Source organism: Neorhizobium sp. PAMB6630 (assembly GCF_058242775.1).
In genome coordinates this window covers 2890438-2905851 of record NZ_CM177836.1, presented here as the reverse complement: position 1 = coordinate 2905851, position 15414 = coordinate 2890438, and the positions used below count along the sequence as shown (strand labels likewise).

The following is a 15414-nucleotide window of genomic DNA, read 5'->3' as shown; positions in this document are numbered from 1 at the left end:
GCGCCGTGATCAGCCGATTGCCTTGTGTCGCCCCACGTCCGGCGCAGACAGCGCCGCCGTGATGTCCGACAGGGATGCCAGCTTTTCAACCGGGCCGATGGCGGACAATGTTGGAACTGTATCGAAAAACAGCCGTCCGGCAAGATCGGTCAATCGCGAAGTCGTGATCCCCTCCAGCCTTTCCATCATTTCCCCGTTCGGAATGATGCGGCCGTAGAGGATCATCTGCCGGGCAATCTGGCCAGCGCGCGCTGCCGGGCTTTCCTGGCCCATCAGAAGCTGGGCGCGGATCTGGGCACGGGCGCGGTCGATTTCCTGCTGATGGATGACTTCGGAAGACTTGCGCAGCTCATCGATGATGACAGGCACCAGTTGCGGCAGGTCTTCGCCGCCGGTCGCGGCATGGATGCCGAAGATGCCGGTGTCGGAAAAACCCCAGTGGAAGGCATAGACCGAATAACACAGGCCGCGATGCTCGCGCACTTCCTGGAAGAGGCGCGACGACATGCCGCCGCCGAGAATGTTGGCGAGAATCTGCGAGCAGTAGAAATCACGCATGTGATACGCCTTGCCCTCGAAACCGAGAAGCAGCTGCGTATCCATGAGGTCGCGGGTTTCGCGCACGTCGCCGCCGAGATAACGGGCGGGCTCGAAGATGGGCGAGGTTGCAGGCTTCGTCGGCAGGAGCGAAAACCGGTCTTCGATCTGCTTGACCAGCGTATCGTGATCGACGGAGCCGGCGGCCACGATGAACATGCGGTCGGTCGTGTAATTGCGCGACAGATATCCGCGGATCTGGTCCGGCGTGAAGGATTTGACCGTTTCCGGCGTGCCGAGAATGGGCCGGCCGATGGTCTGGTCGCGGTAGGCAACTTCGGAAAAACGGTCGAAGACCACATCGTCGGGCGTATCGTTTGCTGCACCGATTTCCTGCAGGATGACGTGTTTTTCACGCTCCAGCTCGTCTTCGTCGAAGGCGGATTCGGTCAGGATATCGGCGAGGATATCGATGGCGAGCGGCACATGGTCCTTCAGCACGCGGGCATAATAGGACGTGGTTTCCGTCGAGGTCGCCGCGTTCAGCTCGCCGCCGACATTCTCGATCTGCTCGGCAATGTCACGGGCGCTGCGGCGCGCCGTGCCCTTGAAAGCCATGTGTTCGAGAAGATGGGCAATGCCATGCTCGTCGGTGGTCTCGTTGCGGGCGCCGGACTTGATCCAGACGCCGAGCGCGACGCTTTCCAGATGCGGCATGTTCTGCGTAACGACAGTCAACCCGGAGGCAAGCCGGGTGATTTCAACATTCATTGTCTGTCTTTCCGGCACTTCGGCCTTCACGCTTTTGCCCGTGCATGCTGGCCGATATAGGTTTCGACCGCCTTAAGCTCGGGTTCCAACAGGTCGAAGCGCTCCTCCCTCGTCATTAAATCAGCGAGCCATGATGGGAGCGCTGGATGAATTCCGCAAGCGGATTCTACGGACGCGGGGAACTTGGCGGGGTGGGCGGTGGCCAGCGTCACCATCGGGCTTGCCGGTTTTGCGTGCTTGGAGGCGACGAAAACGCCGGTTGCGGTGTGCGGGTCGAGCAGATAGCCGGTGGTTGCAAGCGTCGCGCGGATCGTCTCTGCCACCTGCTTTTGTGTGGCGCGACCGGCGCGGAAATCGCGGCGGATGAATTTCAGCGCCTCGGCCTCTATCTCAAACGCACCGGACTGGCGAAGGCCGGACATGGCGGTGCGCACGGCCGAGGGCTCACGACCATAGGCTTCAAACAGCAGACGCTCAAAATTGGAGGAAATCTGGATATCCATCGACGGCGACGAGGTCGCCATGACCGGCTTCATCTCGTAACGGCCGGTTTTCAGCGTGCGGGCGAGAATATCGTTGTCATTGGTGGCAATCACCAGCCGGTCGATGGGAAGACCCATGCGCTTTGCCACGTAGCCGGCAAAAATATCGCCGAAATTGCCGGTGGGAACGGTGAACGACACTTTCCGGTCGGGTGCGCCAAGCGAGACGGCGGTGGTGAAGAAATACACCACCTGCGCCATGATGCGTCCCCAGTTGATGGAGTTGACGCCGGACAGGTTGACACTTTCGCGGAAGGCCACGTCGTTGAACATGGCTTTCACCAGATCCTGGCAATCATCAAAATTGCCGTGCAGGGAAAGCGCATGCACGTTCTTATGGCCGGACGTGGTCATCTGCCGCTGCTGGACGGGCGACACCTTGCCATGCGGGAAGAGGATGAAGAGATCTGTGCGTTCGCGCCCGCCAAAGGCATCGATCGCAGCACCGCCGGTATCGCCAGACGTTGCGCCGACAATGGTGGCGCGCTCGTCACGCTCGGCCAGCACATAGTCCATGAGACGCGCCAGAAGCTGCATCGCCACATCCTTGAACGCCAGCGTCGTGCCGTGGAAAAGCTCGGCGACAAAATCATTCGGGCCGAGCTGCACCAGCGGCACAACGGCTGGATGGCGGAAGGTGGCATAGGCCTCGTCGATCATGCGGTGCAGCACTTCATCGGGGATTTCGCCATCAACGAAGAAGGAGAGAACGGTAAAGGCCACATCCTGGTAGGACTTGCCGCGCAGGCCCCGGATATCCTTCTTCGACAGCTGCGGCCATTCGCGCGGCAGGTAAAGCCCGCCATCGCGGGCAAGGCCTGCCAGCAGCGCATCACGAAAGCCAAGAGCGGGCGCATCGCCGCGAGTAGAAATATATTCCAAGATATCGGTCCCAGGATCGCGTGTTCATCTGTCCGTGCCGGACGGCGGCGCAGGCTTTCGAAAGAGGCGGCACAAGCTGCCTGTCGTTTTCTCTGCAGGAGGTCTGTCTCAAGGCCAAATTCGGCCGCTCCTCCTGCAAACAACGCTTCAGACAAAATTCGGCTGCAATCCCAATCGATTTTTCCGTGCGCCGCTGATATAGACCATCAAAATTTGCCGTGAAAGCCCGGAATGCCTATTCAGGGACGGTTGGGAAGAAAAGGGTTGCATTACGTGTCTGGCCAGTCATCGCTCAAGTTTGTCTCGGTTTCGCTTCTTGCAATTCTTGCCGGCTGCAATTCCTCCGCCCCAACCTCCGGCCTTTCGGCTGCCGAACCGGTAGCCCAGCCGGTGGCACCTGTGGTGCAGGCCTATTGCCCGCCGGTCGTGCTGCGGGATGAAACGGCGGTGCGCAGTTCCTATGCCGGCAACGCCAAGGACGATCCGGACAAGCTGATCTACCGCGCCTCGCTTGCCGATGCGACCCGCGCCTGCTCGGCAAACGAAGCGACGATGACGATCAATGTCGTGGCGCAGGGCCGCCTCATCCTCGGCCCCGCCGGAAAATCCGGCCGCGTGACGCTGCCGGTCGTGGTGGAAGTGGTCGATGGCGACAACGTCATCTATTCGCAGTCCGTCAGTTTCCCGGTCGATGTTCCCGCCGAAGGCTCGACGCAGTTCATCTTCAACAAGGCCGATGTGTCGATCCCGAACACCGCTGCCAGCGGAAATTCCCGTTTCACCCGTGTCCGTCTGGGCTTCGACGAAGGGTCGGTTGCAAAAACGTCGCGCAAGAAGCGCTGAGTTCAATTCAGCCTTTTCCCCGCAAAAAGCCGGTTCCGTTGCGACGGGACCGGCTTTTTTGCGCGTGACTGCCATGGGCCGGCGGGGCGGTGACCGGCACCCGTCGATGCGTTTTCCTGATATGCGACAGGTATCCTGTGTTGCACCTGCATTTTAAACGTTTCTTAACCCTTAAATTCTAATTTAGATTGGATAACGGCAGCGATACAGCTTGCGATCTACTTGTTGGGGGAGGGCGATGATGAACGGCAGACGCGGGATCTGCGGGCCTCGCCTTTGGTTGTCCACGGCGCTCGTCTCTGGCATGGCAGTGGTGCCGGCCGCTGCTGTTTTCGCGCAATCCTCCTCCGCCACATGGACCGGCAATGCCGGCAGCGATTTTTCCGATGGCGGCAACTGGTCGACGGATCCCGTAGCACCGGGCCCGAGTGATGCGGCAGAGATTGCGAGCGGTGTTGCCATCGTGTCTCCTGATGCTGCTGTTTCGAGCCTTGCCGTCAGCGGCGGCACGCTTCGCGTTCAGGACGCACTGACGGTTGGCAACGGAACCCTGCTGTCTGCCGGGCAGATCGAGGTTCTGGTTGGCGGCACGCTGTCTTCGGGCGTGACGGTGAGCGGCGGCGTGCTCTCCATCTCCGGCATGCTCGATGGCGATCTCTTCCTGATGGGCGGCAGTGCCGTCAACGATGGCACGATCACCGGCGATACCAGCGTTTCCACCGCCCCCTTCACCAATAATGGCACGATGGCCGGCCTCACCGTTCAAACGGGCGGGATAGCCATCAACAATTCCACCGGCACGATTGCCGGCGAGACCGAGGTCCGCGACGGCACGTTCACCAATAACGGCACGGCAGCCGGAGTAGATGTCTCGGCCAACGCGATCTTCGTCAACAATAGCGGGGCCGTGGCTGGCGCGGTGGCAAATGCCGGAAATACCTCCAATGCCGGCACGCTGTCCTCGCTTGCCAACACGGCCGGCAGCTTCACCAACAATTCCGGTGGCGTGGTCACAGGCGCAACGCAGATCTCCGGTGGCACCGTTACCAACAATGCCAGTTTTGGCGATGTCTCGGTCGATGCGTCCGGCATCTTTACCAACAATACCGGTGCGACCGCGGGTGACGTTTCGAATGCCGGCACGGTCAGCAATGCCGGAACAATCGCCTCGCTCTCCAATACCGCCGGCAATTTTACCAACAATGCCGGCGGCACGGTGACGGGCACGACGACCGTTTCCGGCGGTACGCTCACCAACAATTCCGGCCTTGCTGATGTCTCCGTCGGCACTGGTGGCCGCGTCGTCAACAACAATGGTGCAACATCCGGTACCGTCAGCAATGCCGGCCAGTTTTCCAACGGCGGCACCGTGGCGTCGCTGTCCAACACCGATGGCCTGTTTGAAAACAGCGGCACGATTTCAGGCGCAGCCAACGTCTCCGGCGGCACGCTGGTCAACGATGGCGCGGTGCTTGGCCTTCTCGATGTCTTCGGCACCGGTATCCTGTCCGGCACCGGCAGCGTCGGCACGCTGTCGGTCGGTGCGGGCGGTATCCTGTCGCCGGGGTCGGGGCTTGCCACGATGAATGTGACCGGAAACCTGACACTCGATTCCGGCTCGACCTATGTGGTCGATATCGCCTCAAGCGGTGCATCCGACCTCGTGACGGTGGGCGGCACGGCGCAGATTTCCGACGCCACGCTGCAGATCGTGGCGGCAGATGAGGTCTATGTGCCCGGCACGACATACACAATCCTGACGGCAAATGCGGTCTCGGGTCAGTTTTCCAGCGTCGTCTCCGATTTCGCCTTCCTGTCGCCCTTGCTGACCTATGGCGCGACGAACGTGAGTTTCGATCTCGATCGCAATGCCGTGTCGTTTGCCTCGGTGGCCGAAACAGCCAATGGACGGGCAGCGGCGGCGGCCGCCGACGGCCTTGCCTCCACCGACCCGCTCTACCGCGCCGTCGTTTCGCTCGGGCGCGACGAAGCCCCGGCTTCCTTTGAGCAACTGGACGGCGATTTCCACGCCTCGCTCAAATCCACCCTTCTGGAAGACAGCCAGTTTACGCGCGATCAGGTGCTGGAGCGCATGCGCAAGGATGAGGCGGGCAAGGATACGTTCTGGGCTGCCGTGTTCGGCGCCAGAACGCAGATCGGTGGCGATGGCAATGCGGAAGAGGTGAAAAGCCGGCTGACGGGCGCGCTTCTGGGCGCCGATGGCATTCTCTTCGACAGCGACCGTTTCGAGGGCGCCCGCGTTGGGGTCGTGGCCGGCGCCAGCCGCAAATCCGTGTCTGAAACGGCAAGCCATGACAGCGGCGACGTCGACAGCTATCACGCCGGGCTTTATGCCAGCACCTGGCTTGGGCCGGTGACGGTCAGCACCGGCGCCGTCTGGTCCGGCAATCGCGTGTCTGTGGACCGGCGGGTGGATTTCGGTTCTGTGTCCGAAAGCCTTTCCAGCGATTACGACAGCGATACGGCGCAGGTCTTTGCCGAGGTCTCCACCGATATCCGCGCCGGCGATTTCACCCTGTCGCCCTTTGCCAATATCGCCCGCGTGCGACTCTATACGGATGGTTTTGCGGAAGACGGCGGCATTGCAGCGCTGACGGCCCGAAAAAGCGTCGACGATGTCACGCTGACGACGCTCGGGCTTCGCGCCGAAACCACCGTTCCGTTCGGTGATATCCCGGTGACGATGAGCGGCGAACTCGGCTGGCGCCATGGCATCGGCGATCTCACGCCCGCCACCGGCTTCACCTATGCCGGCGGTCAGTCGTTCAGCGTCGAGGGCGTGCCGCTTGCCCGCGACGCTGTGATCATCAAGGCCGGGCTGGAGGCGCAGCTGGCGCCTGCCATCCGCCTCACCCTCAACTGGAACGGCCTCTTCTCCGACAATGTCGTCAGCAACCGCGCTACGATCTTGCTCGCCGGCTCGTTCTGACGGCGATCAACGTTTTTAAAAGAGGTTCGGCCTCACAGCCTGTTAGACCACGACCCATTCGGCGAGCGCCGTAATCGTGGCCGGCAGATCACTCATGCGGGCAATCACGGTTTCGGCGCCGGCATCCGTCAGGCGGTCGGCATGGCTCGGATAGGTGTGCGAGGCACCCGTAAAGCCGATGACCCGGCAGCCGGCAGCAACCGCGCCATGGACGCCATGGACGGAATCCTCGATGACCACGGCGCGCGAGGGCGATACGCCAAATGCGTTCAGCGCATGCTCGAAAATGTCCGGCTTGGGTTTTACCCGGTCGGGGCCGAGATCCTTGGCGGAAAAGATATTTGGCGCAAAATAGGGCTTGAGGCCGACCTTGGTCAGCATCATGTCCAGCCGCTGGCTGGAGGAATTGGAGCAGATGCAGCTTTGCGTGGTGAGCTTCGACAGGGCGAACTTGACGCCTTCTATGACCTTCACGTCGCGGGCAAGCCGCGCGTCGAGCAGCTTTTCCGACTTGTCGATGAGCGTGGCGGAGAGCGGAATATCGGCTTCCTTCTCGATGGCCAGAAGAATGTTTTTCCAGGTCATGCCGGCAAAACGCTCGCCCATTTCCTCGACGCTGATCGGATAACCGGCTTCCGTCAGCAGGCGGGATTCCACCTGCGCCGCGATGATTTCCGAATCGACGAGAACGCCGTCGCAGTCAAAAATGATGAGGTCAAAACCGCTCATGATAAAAAGCTCTTTTTTACATGGTTAGAGGCCGGGGACTGCCGGCCCTGCCAAAAAAACCGTGGCCGGGCGCCCTGATCTGCCTCCCCTACACGACGAGGGCGTCGATAACAATCAGGCAGCGTCTGCGTCGTGGACCGGGAAAAGGGCCAGAAAGCGGCTTTTGCCCATGCGCGTGAAGGTTATCGCCCGACTATCGGGCTGGCGCTTGGCAAGGCCGGTATCGAGGAAATGCGAAAGAAGCGCCTTGCCGAGCGCCCCTGCCAGATGCGAGCGCCGTTCGCTCCAGTCGAGGCAGGCCTTGCAGAGCGGGCGGCGCGGGGAGGCGAGCGCATCGACATCAATGCCCATGTCGCAGATGAAGGTTTTTCCGCGCGGCGTCAGTTCCAGCGTCTCGCCATCAGCTAAAATCGCACCGCGCTCAAACAGGCTGTCGAGCATGCGTACGCCAAAATCTCCGGCGAGATGATCGTAACAGACGCGTGCCTGCCGCAGCGCCGGATCTTTCGGGCCGGGGCGGTGGCGAAGGTGCCCGCGGCTTGCGGCAAAACCCATGATGGTTTCGAGAAGTGCCGCCGTCTGCGCAGATAGCGCAAAATAGCGGTGGCGACCCTGCTTGCGCTGCGTCAGCAGCCCGCCATCCTCCAGCTTCGAAAGATGGGCGCTTGCCGTCGGCAGGCTCACGCCGGCGGCCTGCGCCAGCTCGCTTGCCGTCAGCGCCTCGCCGCCCATCAGCACGGTCAGCATGTTGGCGCGGGCGGGATCGCCGATCAGCGTTCCAATGCGGGCAATGTCGGGTCCTTCTTTCATGCTTCGATGGTAGACGAAGCATTCTCGTTGCGCAACAGGGCATGATGGCTCCATCGACAACGGAGAGACATCCATGATCACCTGCTTCATTCGCTATGAAATCGACCCGTTCAAGGACGCTGAGTTTACCGCCTATGCCAAAGCCTGGGGGCAGGCCATTCCCCGCTGCGGTGCCGATCTCATCGGTTATTTCGGCCCGCACGAAGGATCGGCCACGACCGCCTACGGCATCTATAACATCGAAAACCTCGCCGCCTACGAAGCCTATCGGGCGCGGTTGCGCGACGATCCGCTGGGGCGTGAAAACTATGCATTTGCAAAGCGCGAACGCTTCATCCTGAAGGAGGACCGGCTGTTCCTCAAAAACCTGTCGCTGCCGCATGGGCCGAAGGTTTCGCCATGATCGCCGTCATCTTCGAGGTGGTGCCCTATGTGGGCGAACGCCACCGTTACCTTGATCTCGCCGGCGCGCTACGCGTCGAGTTGGAGCAGATCGACGGCTTCATCTCCATCGAACGCTTCGAGAGCCTCACCCTGCGCGGCAAGATCCTGTCGCTCTCCTTCTGGCGCGACGAGGCGGCGGTAAAGGCCTGGCGCAACGTCGAGGCGCATCGTGCCGCACAACGCGAGGGCAGGGCAACGCTTTTTGCCGATTACCGCCTGCGCATCGGCCATGTGCTGCGCGACTACGGCATGTTCGAGCGGGATGAAGCGCCGGGGGAGGGGGAGGCGGTTTAGAGGCTTTCTGTCTACCGACGCGCAAGCCGCCCCCTCATCCGCCCTTCGGGCACCTTCTCCCCGCGGGGGAGAAGGGGGGCACTGCCGCTGCGGTCCGCCCTAACCGGCCAGTGTGTCCGTGGAGGGCAGCCCGTAGGTGGCCCTGTTTAGTGATGCGCCGACAGTTCGGCTTTCGCCCTTCTCCCCTCGGGGAGAAGGTGCCGGCAGGCGGATGAGGGGGCGGCTTGCCTCGCCCTCATCACCTTGTCCTGTCTCAGGTCCTTAACATAATCCCATCGAGGCTTTGCCGCCATCCCGATTATTTCTCGCATTTGCCATCGCTGCTTCAGGGTTTGGTAACCAAACTAGGTAACCATAACAGTCAGTAAACGTATCCGAGTCAGCGTATAGCGAGTATCAGATGGCAGCCGTTCTCCCGCTTGTAGACCTGAAGGCCGAGGTGCGTCCGAACACCTGGCTCAACTCCATCATCAAGGGCGATTGCGTGGCCGCCCTCGAGGCGCTTCCCGACCAGTCGGTCGATGTGATCTTTGCCGATCCACCCTACAATCTCCAGCTTGGCGGCATGCTGCACCGTCCCGACCAGTCGCTGGTCGATGCGGTCGATGACGACTGGGACCAGTTCGAAAGCTTTCAGGCCTATGACGCGTTTACCCGCGCCTGGCTGCTCGCCTGCCGGCGCGTGTTGAAGCCGAACGGCACGATCTGGGTCATCGGCTCCTATCACAACATCTTTCGCGTCGGCTCCATGCTGCAGGACCTGCGCTTCTGGCTGTTGAACGACGTGGTCTGGCGCAAGACCAACCCGATGCCGAATTTCAAGGGCCGCCGGTTCCAGAACGCGCACGAGACGCTGATCTGGGCAAGCCGCGATGCCAAGGCAAAATCCTATACGTTCAACTACGATGCGCTGAAGGCCTCCAACGACGACGTGCAGATGCGCTCCGACTGGCTGTTTCCCATCTGCAGCGGCCATGAGCGCCTGAAAGGCGATGACGGCAAGAAGGTGCATCCGACGCAAAAGCCGGAAGCGCTTCTCGCCCGCATCATCATGGCCTCCACCAAGCCCGGCGATATCATTCTCGATCCCTTCTTTGGCTCGGGCACCACCGGTGCCGTTGCCAAACGCCTCGGCCGCAACTTTGTCGGCATCGAGCGCGAGCAGGATTACATCGATGCAGCCTCCGAGCGCATCGCTGCCGTCGAGCCGCTCGGCAAGGTGGAACTGACGGTTCTCACTGGCAAGAAGGCCGAGGTGCGCGTCGCCTTCAACACGCTCGTGGAAAGCGGCATGGTCAAGCCCGGCCAGGTGCTGACGGATGCCAAACGCCGCGTCAGCGCCATCGTGCGCGCCGATGGCACGCTGGTCGCCGGCGGCGAGGCCGGCTCCATCCACCGCGTTGGCGCCAAGGTGCAGGGCTTTGACACCTGCAACGGCTGGACCTTCTGGCATTTCGAGGAAAAAGGCGTGTTGAAGCCGATCGACGACCTGCGCGCCATCGTCCGCGCCGGCATGGGCAAGCTTGGCTGACGGTTCTTTTTGGGGAGGGCTTGGATCGGGCTCCTAGCGTCTAGGTTTACCTCCTTCTGCCTTGCCAGGCTCAAGCCTAATCAGCCTGGCAGGACAGAGAGGGGCGAACCGGCACAGCGCCTGTTCCCGCTATCATGGTGAGGTCCAAAAACCGGATTGTTTGCCCCGTCTTTGCCACAGATGGGGTATTTCCTGACACGGCCTCATCGCCGCAGACCTGATCCACCGCCTCCGACGATGATTTTCCCATCCGGTTCCAGTCCCGGATGGCAAAACGCCCGCGCACGACAATGTGGCGGGCGTTTCCGTTCAAAGGCCAGTCTCAGGCAGGCGCGTCACCGCTGCGGATCGTATAATCGCGGGGAATGCCCGCAGTCACCGCAAACCAGGCCGAATTGCGTGTGCGTTCCTGATGCGCGTCAAAGGCGGCGCGATCGGAAAAGACTTCCGAGACCAAAAAGCGGCCCGGCACCGTGGCGCAAGGCGTCACGTTAAAAGACAGGCAGCCTGCCTCGGCGCGCGTCAGCGCCACATGCGCGGGAAGGGCGGCGGTTACATCCGCCAGCCGCTCTGTCGGAATATCGATATGGCCGTCGAGGTAGATGTTTTCTGTGTTCATGGCCTCAAACCGAAATCCCAAATCCCGCGAGATCCGCCCGCAGCTTTTCGGCACTGACAAAATGCACCGCCTGCCAGCCGGCAGCTTTTGCGCCCTCGACGTTTGCCAAGGCATCGTCGATGAACAGCGTATGCGCCGGGTCGAGGCCAAAATTGTTGGCGTGCATGTGGTAGATGTCCACATCCGGCTTGATGAGGAAGATCTCGCCAGACACCGTCACGCCGCGCGGTTTGTCGAGGAAGGGAAACATTTTGCGCGCCTCGACAAACGTGTCGGCGGCGAAGTTGGTGAGCATGGTGACGTCGCGGCCGTCAGCGATCAATTTTTCGAGAATTTCGACGCTGCCGTCATAGGCGTGCGGCACCATTTCCGGCCAGTGCTTGCGGAAGGCGCGGATCTGCTCCTCGCGCTCGGGGTGCCTTGCAATGAGTTCCGCTTCGGCCACCGCCCATTCGCGACCGCGATCCTGTTCCAGGTTCCACTCGTGGGTGCAGACGTTTTCAAAGAACCAGCGGCGTTCGTCGGCATCGGGAATGATGCGGGAAAAGGGCAGGTTCGGATCGTAATGGATCAGCACCTTGCCAATGTCGAAAACGATGTGGTCGATGGAAATGCTCATGAAAACTCCCAGGATTTAAAAATGGTGCCCAGCGATGCCAAAAAAACTGTCAGGCGGGCGCGAAAGCCAATGGAATAGCCTGAGTGATCGCTTTTTTCATGACGGTCGGCAAGCCTTGTGTCTCCAGCTCCGTTACCGCATGCCACCAGCCGCCGGCCTCTTCCTCCGTCTCCACCCGTGTGCGAAAAACCGTGAGGCGCAGTTCGAAATGGGTGAAGACGTGGGTGATCACGCCGGCCATCTGCCAGTCCGCCTTGAACGGTGCATCATCTCGGCTGATGCCGCCGTCAAGCCGCGCGGTCCAGGCGGTCGTCGGCACCTCCGTCATGCCGCCCAGAAGCCCGCTGTCGATGCGCCGGCGCAGAAGAATGTTTCCATCCGCCGAGACGGCGACGAAGGCCGCACCCTGCCGCACCGGCTTTTCTTTCTTCGCGGCTTTCACCGGAAAGTTTTGCGGATCGTGGTGTTTTAGCGCCAGACAGTCGGCATTGAAGGGACAGAGCGCGCAGGCCGGGCGTTTTGGCGTACAGATCGTGGCGCCGAGATCCATCATGGCCTGGGCGAAATCGCCGGGCCTTACCTCGGGCGTCAGGTCGCGCACCTTTGCCTTCATTGCCGGTTTTGATCCCGGCAGCGGGTCGGAGATTGCATAAAGCCGTGAAATCACCCGCTCCACATTGCCGTCCATCACGGCGGCAGGGCGGTCGAAGGCAATCGCGGCGACGGCCGCCGAGGTATAATCGCCAATGCCCGGCAGCGCCCGCAGACCGTCCTCGGTACAGGGAAAAACACCGGCGTGATCGGCGGCCACCGCTTCGGCGCATTTTTTCAGGTTTCGCGCCCGCGCATAATAACCGAGCCCCGCCCAGGCGGCCATGACATCGTCCACAGGGGCTGCCGCCAGATCGTTGACGGTTGGCCACAGCGACAGGAATTTCAGAAAATAAGGCTTGACCGCCTGCACCGTTGTCTGTTGGAGCATCACTTCCGATAGCCAGATGTGGTATGGATCGGCTTTGATGCCTTCAGCGCGCTGGCGCGGTGAAACCCGCCACGGCAGTTCGCGGTGGTGGCGGTCGTACCAGGCAAGCAGTGCGGCTGTGAGGCTTGGGTGAGGTGAAGCGGGCATGGATCCGGTGCGGGTTCGAGCGATCGGATGATCTGGCCCCCAAGAGATAAAGTGCGGTGACGTTGAAGCCAATGGCAGCAGACAGACAATTGCCGGTCCTCCTCATCAATATCGAACGGGCAGCCGCCCGGCGGCAGTTGATCGAAGGTCAGGCGCTGGAACTCGGCATTTCCCTTTCGCCCATTTCCGGCGTCGATGGCGGGGCCGTGCCGCAGGAAATGTGGCAGGATGTCGATCTCAACCTCTTCCGCCGCCGCAATGGCCGCCCGATGATTTCAGGCGAATACGGCTGTTATCGTAGCCACCTGAAGGCATTGGCGCATCTGGTCGACAGCGGACAGGATGCGGCCATTATCATTGAGGATGATGTGTCGCTGTCGCCGGATCTCGTTGCCCGCACCGCTGCCATCCTCGATGTCGTGCCTGCCGATGCGGTGGTGAAACTGGTCAACCACCGCGTTGTCGCCTTTCGCGAGACGGCGGTCAGCGCGCTGGGCGATCATGTCGGGCGCTGTCTCTTCGGCCCGCAGGGTTCTGCCGCCTGTTATCTCGTCACACGCGGGGCCGCGCAAAAGCTGGTCTCCCGCCTGCTGCCGATGTCGCTGCCATTCGACATGGCGCTGGAGCGGGTGTGGAACCATCAGGTGCCGGTGTTGACAGTGAAGGAAAACCTTCTCGATTTCGGCACCCTTCGGCAGGATACGATGATCGCGCACCGGGCGGATTATCGCCAGCACAAGCTGCGCGGGTGGAAAAAAATGCCGACGCATCTGTTTCGGACGCGCGAGGCATTTTTGCGAGCACAAGCCGGTTTTTTCGTCTGAGATCGCTCGACATGGCAGGAGTAAGCGCTAGGTTCCCAAGGAGCGGCCCCCTGACGTGCAGGAGGGCCCGGATCAAGGAGACTGCATTGCAGGTGATGCCTTTGCCACCGGACGTGAGCCGGATGCTGTGATGCCGACATTCAAGCAGACCCTCCTGTATCGAAGGCGCATTGACGGCTGGATGGTCACGGCCGCGTCCGCAACGTTTACGCTTTATATCTCGGTCACGCTTGTGGTTGCCGGTTTTTTCGGGCTTGCCGGGCTGTATGTGACATTATCCAACCGCCGCCGGTTCCTGCGTCACCTGCGCTCCTGGGGCGGGCTCGTGTCGGTCTATGCGCTGTTTTCGCTGTCCCTCATTGCCTGGCGCGGCGAAATCGAGGCGGGCAACCGGCAATTGGGGTTCATGTGCCTGCTGCTTGGCCTCTCCTTCATTACGCCGGGCCTTTGTCTCGTGCGCCACCCGCTGCGGCATTTCGTTCTCGGCGCGCGGATCGGCATTTATGGCGCGGTCGTGCTGGCGCTTGGCACGCTCATTGAGGAGGGTGGCGTGGCAGAGCGCTACGACGGGCAGGGCAATGCCGCCATCGTTGCCTTCCTCATCGCGATTGCCGCAGGCATGTCGACCATCCGCCTGAAGCATCCGCCACGCTTGCTGCCGAATGGCCTGCTTTATCTGCTGCTGGCCTGTTTTCCGATCTTCCTCACGCAGACCCGGGCCGTGCTGGTCGTCATGCCAGTGCTGTGCCTCGTCGAATTCGTCATGTGCAGCCTCGACTGGCGGCCGCGGCTGCGCAACCGGGCTTATGTCGGCGCGTCGATCGGCATCCTGCTGCTGCTGCTTGCGCCTCCGGTGCAGAGCATGCTGACCGAGCGTTTCGTTACCGTCTACAACTATTATGTCGAGGGTGCGCCGGACCGCGACATGCAGTCGGGGGATATCCGGCTCGTCATGTGGCAATCGGCCATGACGGTTATCGAGGCGCATCCGCTGACCGGTGTCGGCCTTATGGACATGTTTACCGACATGAAGGCGGTCGCCGGGCCGAATGCCGGTATGCTCGAAGGCTTCAAGCATCCGCATAACATCGTGCTGCAGGAACTGCTGGCAAACGGCGTGCTGGGGCTGGCCTTCATGCTCGCCATCCTGTTCGGTTTTCTCTGGACGGTGATCTCAAGTCCGCTCGAAGACAGCGCCAAGCGCGCCGCGCTTTATGTGACTTTCACCGCGGTTGCCTTCGGCATGCTGCACGATCCATTTTACCACGAGCTTTGCATGTCAACGATCATGCTGTTCAGCGGCGTGATGATTGCACAGGTTCGGCGCCTGCAGCTCTTGACGCCGGCAGCGGAACGGTCAAAGGCTCCTGCATGAGCAGACGCCCGATACCCCGCCAGATCGCTGAAATCGCCAATGGCCTGATGGACCCGGTGCTGGCGCGCCGTGCCGGCATTTCCACAGCGCTTCTCGGCTCCTGGGATGAGATTGCCGGCGAGGAATTTGCCGATTGCACACGGCCCGAAAAGATCGCCTGGCCGCGCCGCGATGGCGCAGAAGAGGCGGGTTATCAGGCCGGCGTTCTCACCATTGCCTGCGAGGGCGCGCGCGCCCTGTTTCTCGCCCATGCGCAGGGTGAGTTGATCGAGCGGATCAACGGCTTCTTCGGTTTTCCGGCCATCCGCCAGATGCGCATCGTGCAGAAGCCGGTCAGCGTCTCCACGCGCCATCGCCGCCCGCCGCAGCCGCTGAGGGGCGATGCGGCCAAACGGCTGTCCGACATGATGGACGGCATCGAGAACGAGGCGCTGCGCCGCGCCGTCGAGCGGCTGGGCACCGCCGTGATGCAGCCGGTGCCGCGCAAGCGATAGCGGACCGCCCACTTCGCTTTT

Annotated in this window: 15 protein-coding genes; 8 read left to right on the top strand and 7 right to left on the bottom strand. The window is 61.6% G+C overall.

Annotation, left to right across the window (positions count from 1 at the left end; all coding sequences use genetic code 11):
• Nucleotides 1–9: 9 nt before the first annotated feature.
• A complete protein-coding gene (locus AC4CWF_RS13965) occupies nucleotides 10–1308 on the bottom strand; it encodes a M16 family metallopeptidase (protein WP_491282251.1) in 1299 nt (432 codons plus the stop codon).
• A 26-nt stretch (nucleotides 1309–1334) separates the two neighbouring features.
• Nucleotides 1335–2732 (bottom strand): threonine synthase, encoded by a 1398-nt coding sequence (gene thrC, locus AC4CWF_RS13960; RefSeq protein WP_491282250.1) that lies wholly within the window; start codon nucleotides 2730–2732, stop codon nucleotides 1335–1337.
• Nucleotides 2733–3005: 273 nt separating this feature from the next.
• On the opposite strand from thrC, the gene AC4CWF_RS13955 reads away from it, so the two are divergent.
• Nucleotides 3006–3575: a PilZ domain-containing protein gene (locus AC4CWF_RS13955; protein WP_491285402.1), complete on the top strand. Its 570-nt coding sequence runs from the start codon at nucleotides 3006–3008 to the stop codon at nucleotides 3573–3575.
• A gap of 238 nt (nucleotides 3576–3813) precedes the next feature.
• Nucleotides 3814–6525: an autotransporter outer membrane beta-barrel domain-containing protein gene (locus tag AC4CWF_RS13950; protein ID WP_491282249.1), complete on the top strand. Its 2712-nt coding sequence runs from the start codon at nucleotides 3814–3816 to the stop codon at nucleotides 6523–6525.
• A 42-nt stretch (nucleotides 6526–6567) separates the two neighbouring features.
• Here AC4CWF_RS13950 and AC4CWF_RS13945 read toward each other — a convergent pair whose 3' ends face one another.
• A complete protein-coding gene (locus AC4CWF_RS13945) occupies nucleotides 6568–7254 on the bottom strand; it encodes an HAD family hydrolase (protein ID WP_491282248.1) in 687 nt (228 codons plus the stop codon).
• Between the two features lie 114 nt (nucleotides 7255–7368).
• Entirely contained in the window at nucleotides 7369–8064 is a 696-nt protein-coding gene (locus AC4CWF_RS13940) for an ArsR/SmtB family transcription factor (RefSeq protein WP_491282247.1), read from the bottom strand.
• Between the two features lie 73 nt (nucleotides 8065–8137).
• Here AC4CWF_RS13940 and AC4CWF_RS13935 point away from each other — a divergent pair, with 73 nt between their 5' ends.
• The 3 genes from AC4CWF_RS13935 (at nucleotide 8138) to AC4CWF_RS13925 (ending at nucleotide 10333) form a co-directional block, all read left to right on the top strand.
• Nucleotides 8138–8467: an NIPSNAP family protein gene (locus AC4CWF_RS13935; RefSeq protein WP_491282246.1), complete on the top strand. Its 330-nt coding sequence runs from the start codon at nucleotides 8138–8140 to the stop codon at nucleotides 8465–8467.
• Complete coding sequence (locus AC4CWF_RS13930; RefSeq protein ID WP_491282245.1) at nucleotides 8464–8802, top strand: antibiotic biosynthesis monooxygenase family protein; 339 nt, start codon at nucleotides 8464–8466, stop codon at nucleotides 8800–8802. Before AC4CWF_RS13935 ends, AC4CWF_RS13930 begins: the two co-directional genes overlap by 4 nt.
• A gap of 400 nt (nucleotides 8803–9202) precedes the next feature.
• Nucleotides 9203–10333: a site-specific DNA-methyltransferase gene (locus AC4CWF_RS13925; RefSeq protein ID WP_491282244.1), complete on the top strand. Its 1131-nt coding sequence runs from the start codon at nucleotides 9203–9205 to the stop codon at nucleotides 10331–10333.
• Nucleotides 10334–10655: 322 nt separating this feature from the next.
• Here AC4CWF_RS13925 and AC4CWF_RS13920 read toward each other — a convergent pair whose 3' ends face one another.
• The 3 genes from AC4CWF_RS13920 to mutY are packed head-to-tail and all read right to left on the bottom strand — an operon-like array spanning nucleotide 10656 to nucleotide 12700.
• The gene (locus tag AC4CWF_RS13920; RefSeq protein ID WP_491282243.1) at nucleotides 10656–10952 is read right to left on the bottom strand and encodes a putative quinol monooxygenase; all 297 of its coding nucleotides are present in this window, start codon (nucleotides 10950–10952) and stop codon (nucleotides 10656–10658) included.
• Nucleotides 10953–10956: 4 nt separating this feature from the next.
• Nucleotides 10957–11571 (bottom strand): HAD family hydrolase, encoded by a 615-nt coding sequence (locus AC4CWF_RS13915; protein WP_491282242.1) that lies wholly within the window; start codon nucleotides 11569–11571, stop codon nucleotides 10957–10959.
• A 49-nt stretch (nucleotides 11572–11620) separates the two neighbouring features.
• A complete protein-coding gene (gene mutY / locus AC4CWF_RS13910; protein ID WP_491282241.1) occupies nucleotides 11621–12700 on the bottom strand; it encodes an A/G-specific adenine glycosylase in 1080 nt (359 codons plus the stop codon).
• A 56-nt stretch (nucleotides 12701–12756) separates the two neighbouring features.
• On the opposite strand from mutY, the gene AC4CWF_RS13905 reads away from it, so the two are divergent.
• The 3 genes from AC4CWF_RS13905 to AC4CWF_RS13895 all read left to right on the top strand — a co-directional run bounded on the left by AC4CWF_RS13905 (nucleotide 12757) and on the right by AC4CWF_RS13895 (nucleotide 15393).
• Complete coding sequence (locus AC4CWF_RS13905) at nucleotides 12757–13524, top strand: glycosyltransferase family 25 protein (RefSeq protein WP_491282240.1); 768 nt, start codon at nucleotides 12757–12759, stop codon at nucleotides 13522–13524.
• A 130-nt stretch (nucleotides 13525–13654) separates the two neighbouring features.
• Nucleotides 13655–14899: an O-antigen ligase family protein gene (locus tag AC4CWF_RS13900; protein ID WP_491282239.1), complete on the top strand. Its 1245-nt coding sequence runs from the start codon at nucleotides 13655–13657 to the stop codon at nucleotides 14897–14899.
• The gene (locus AC4CWF_RS13895) at nucleotides 14896–15393 is read left to right on the top strand and encodes a DUF721 domain-containing protein (RefSeq protein ID WP_491282238.1); all 498 of its coding nucleotides are present in this window, start codon (nucleotides 14896–14898) and stop codon (nucleotides 15391–15393) included. The genes AC4CWF_RS13900 and AC4CWF_RS13895 overlap by 4 nt, the downstream gene beginning before the upstream one ends.
• Nucleotides 15394–15414: the final 21 nt, after the last annotated feature.

What these genes read in the sequence shown, in the direction of transcription:
- AC4CWF_RS13930 (WP_491282245.1), top strand. Translation starts at nt 8,464, where the DNA reads ATGATCGCCGTCATCTTCGAGGTGGTGCCCTATGTGGGCGAACGCCAC.
- mutY (WP_491282241.1), bottom strand. Translation starts at nt 12,700, where the DNA reads ATGCCCGCTTCACCTCACCCAAGCCTCACAGCCGCACTGCTTGCCTGG.
- AC4CWF_RS13945 (WP_491282248.1), bottom strand. Translation starts at nt 7,254, where the DNA reads ATGAGCGGTTTTGACCTCATCATTTTTGACTGCGACGGCGTTCTCGTC.
- AC4CWF_RS13925 (WP_491282244.1), top strand. Translation starts at nt 9,203, where the DNA reads ATGGCAGCCGTTCTCCCGCTTGTAGACCTGAAGGCCGAGGTGCGTCCG.
- AC4CWF_RS13920 (WP_491282243.1), bottom strand. Translation starts at nt 10,952, where the DNA reads ATGAACACAGAAAACATCTACCTCGACGGCCATATCGATATTCCGACA.
- AC4CWF_RS13900 (WP_491282239.1), top strand. Translation starts at nt 13,655, where the DNA reads ATGCCGACATTCAAGCAGACCCTCCTGTATCGAAGGCGCATTGACGGC.
- AC4CWF_RS13965 (WP_491282251.1), bottom strand. Translation starts at nt 1,308, where the DNA reads ATGAATGTTGAAATCACCCGGCTTGCCTCCGGGTTGACTGTCGTTACG.
- AC4CWF_RS13950 (WP_491282249.1), top strand. Translation starts at nt 3,814, where the DNA reads ATGATGAACGGCAGACGCGGGATCTGCGGGCCTCGCCTTTGGTTGTCC.
- AC4CWF_RS13940 (WP_491282247.1), bottom strand. Translation starts at nt 8,064, where the DNA reads ATGAAAGAAGGACCCGACATTGCCCGCATTGGAACGCTGATCGGCGAT.
- AC4CWF_RS13895 (WP_491282238.1), top strand. Translation starts at nt 14,896, where the DNA reads ATGAGCAGACGCCCGATACCCCGCCAGATCGCTGAAATCGCCAATGGC.
- AC4CWF_RS13915 (WP_491282242.1), bottom strand. Translation starts at nt 11,571, where the DNA reads ATGAGCATTTCCATCGACCACATCGTTTTCGACATTGGCAAGGTGCTG.
- AC4CWF_RS13935 (WP_491282246.1), top strand. Translation starts at nt 8,138, where the DNA reads ATGATCACCTGCTTCATTCGCTATGAAATCGACCCGTTCAAGGACGCT.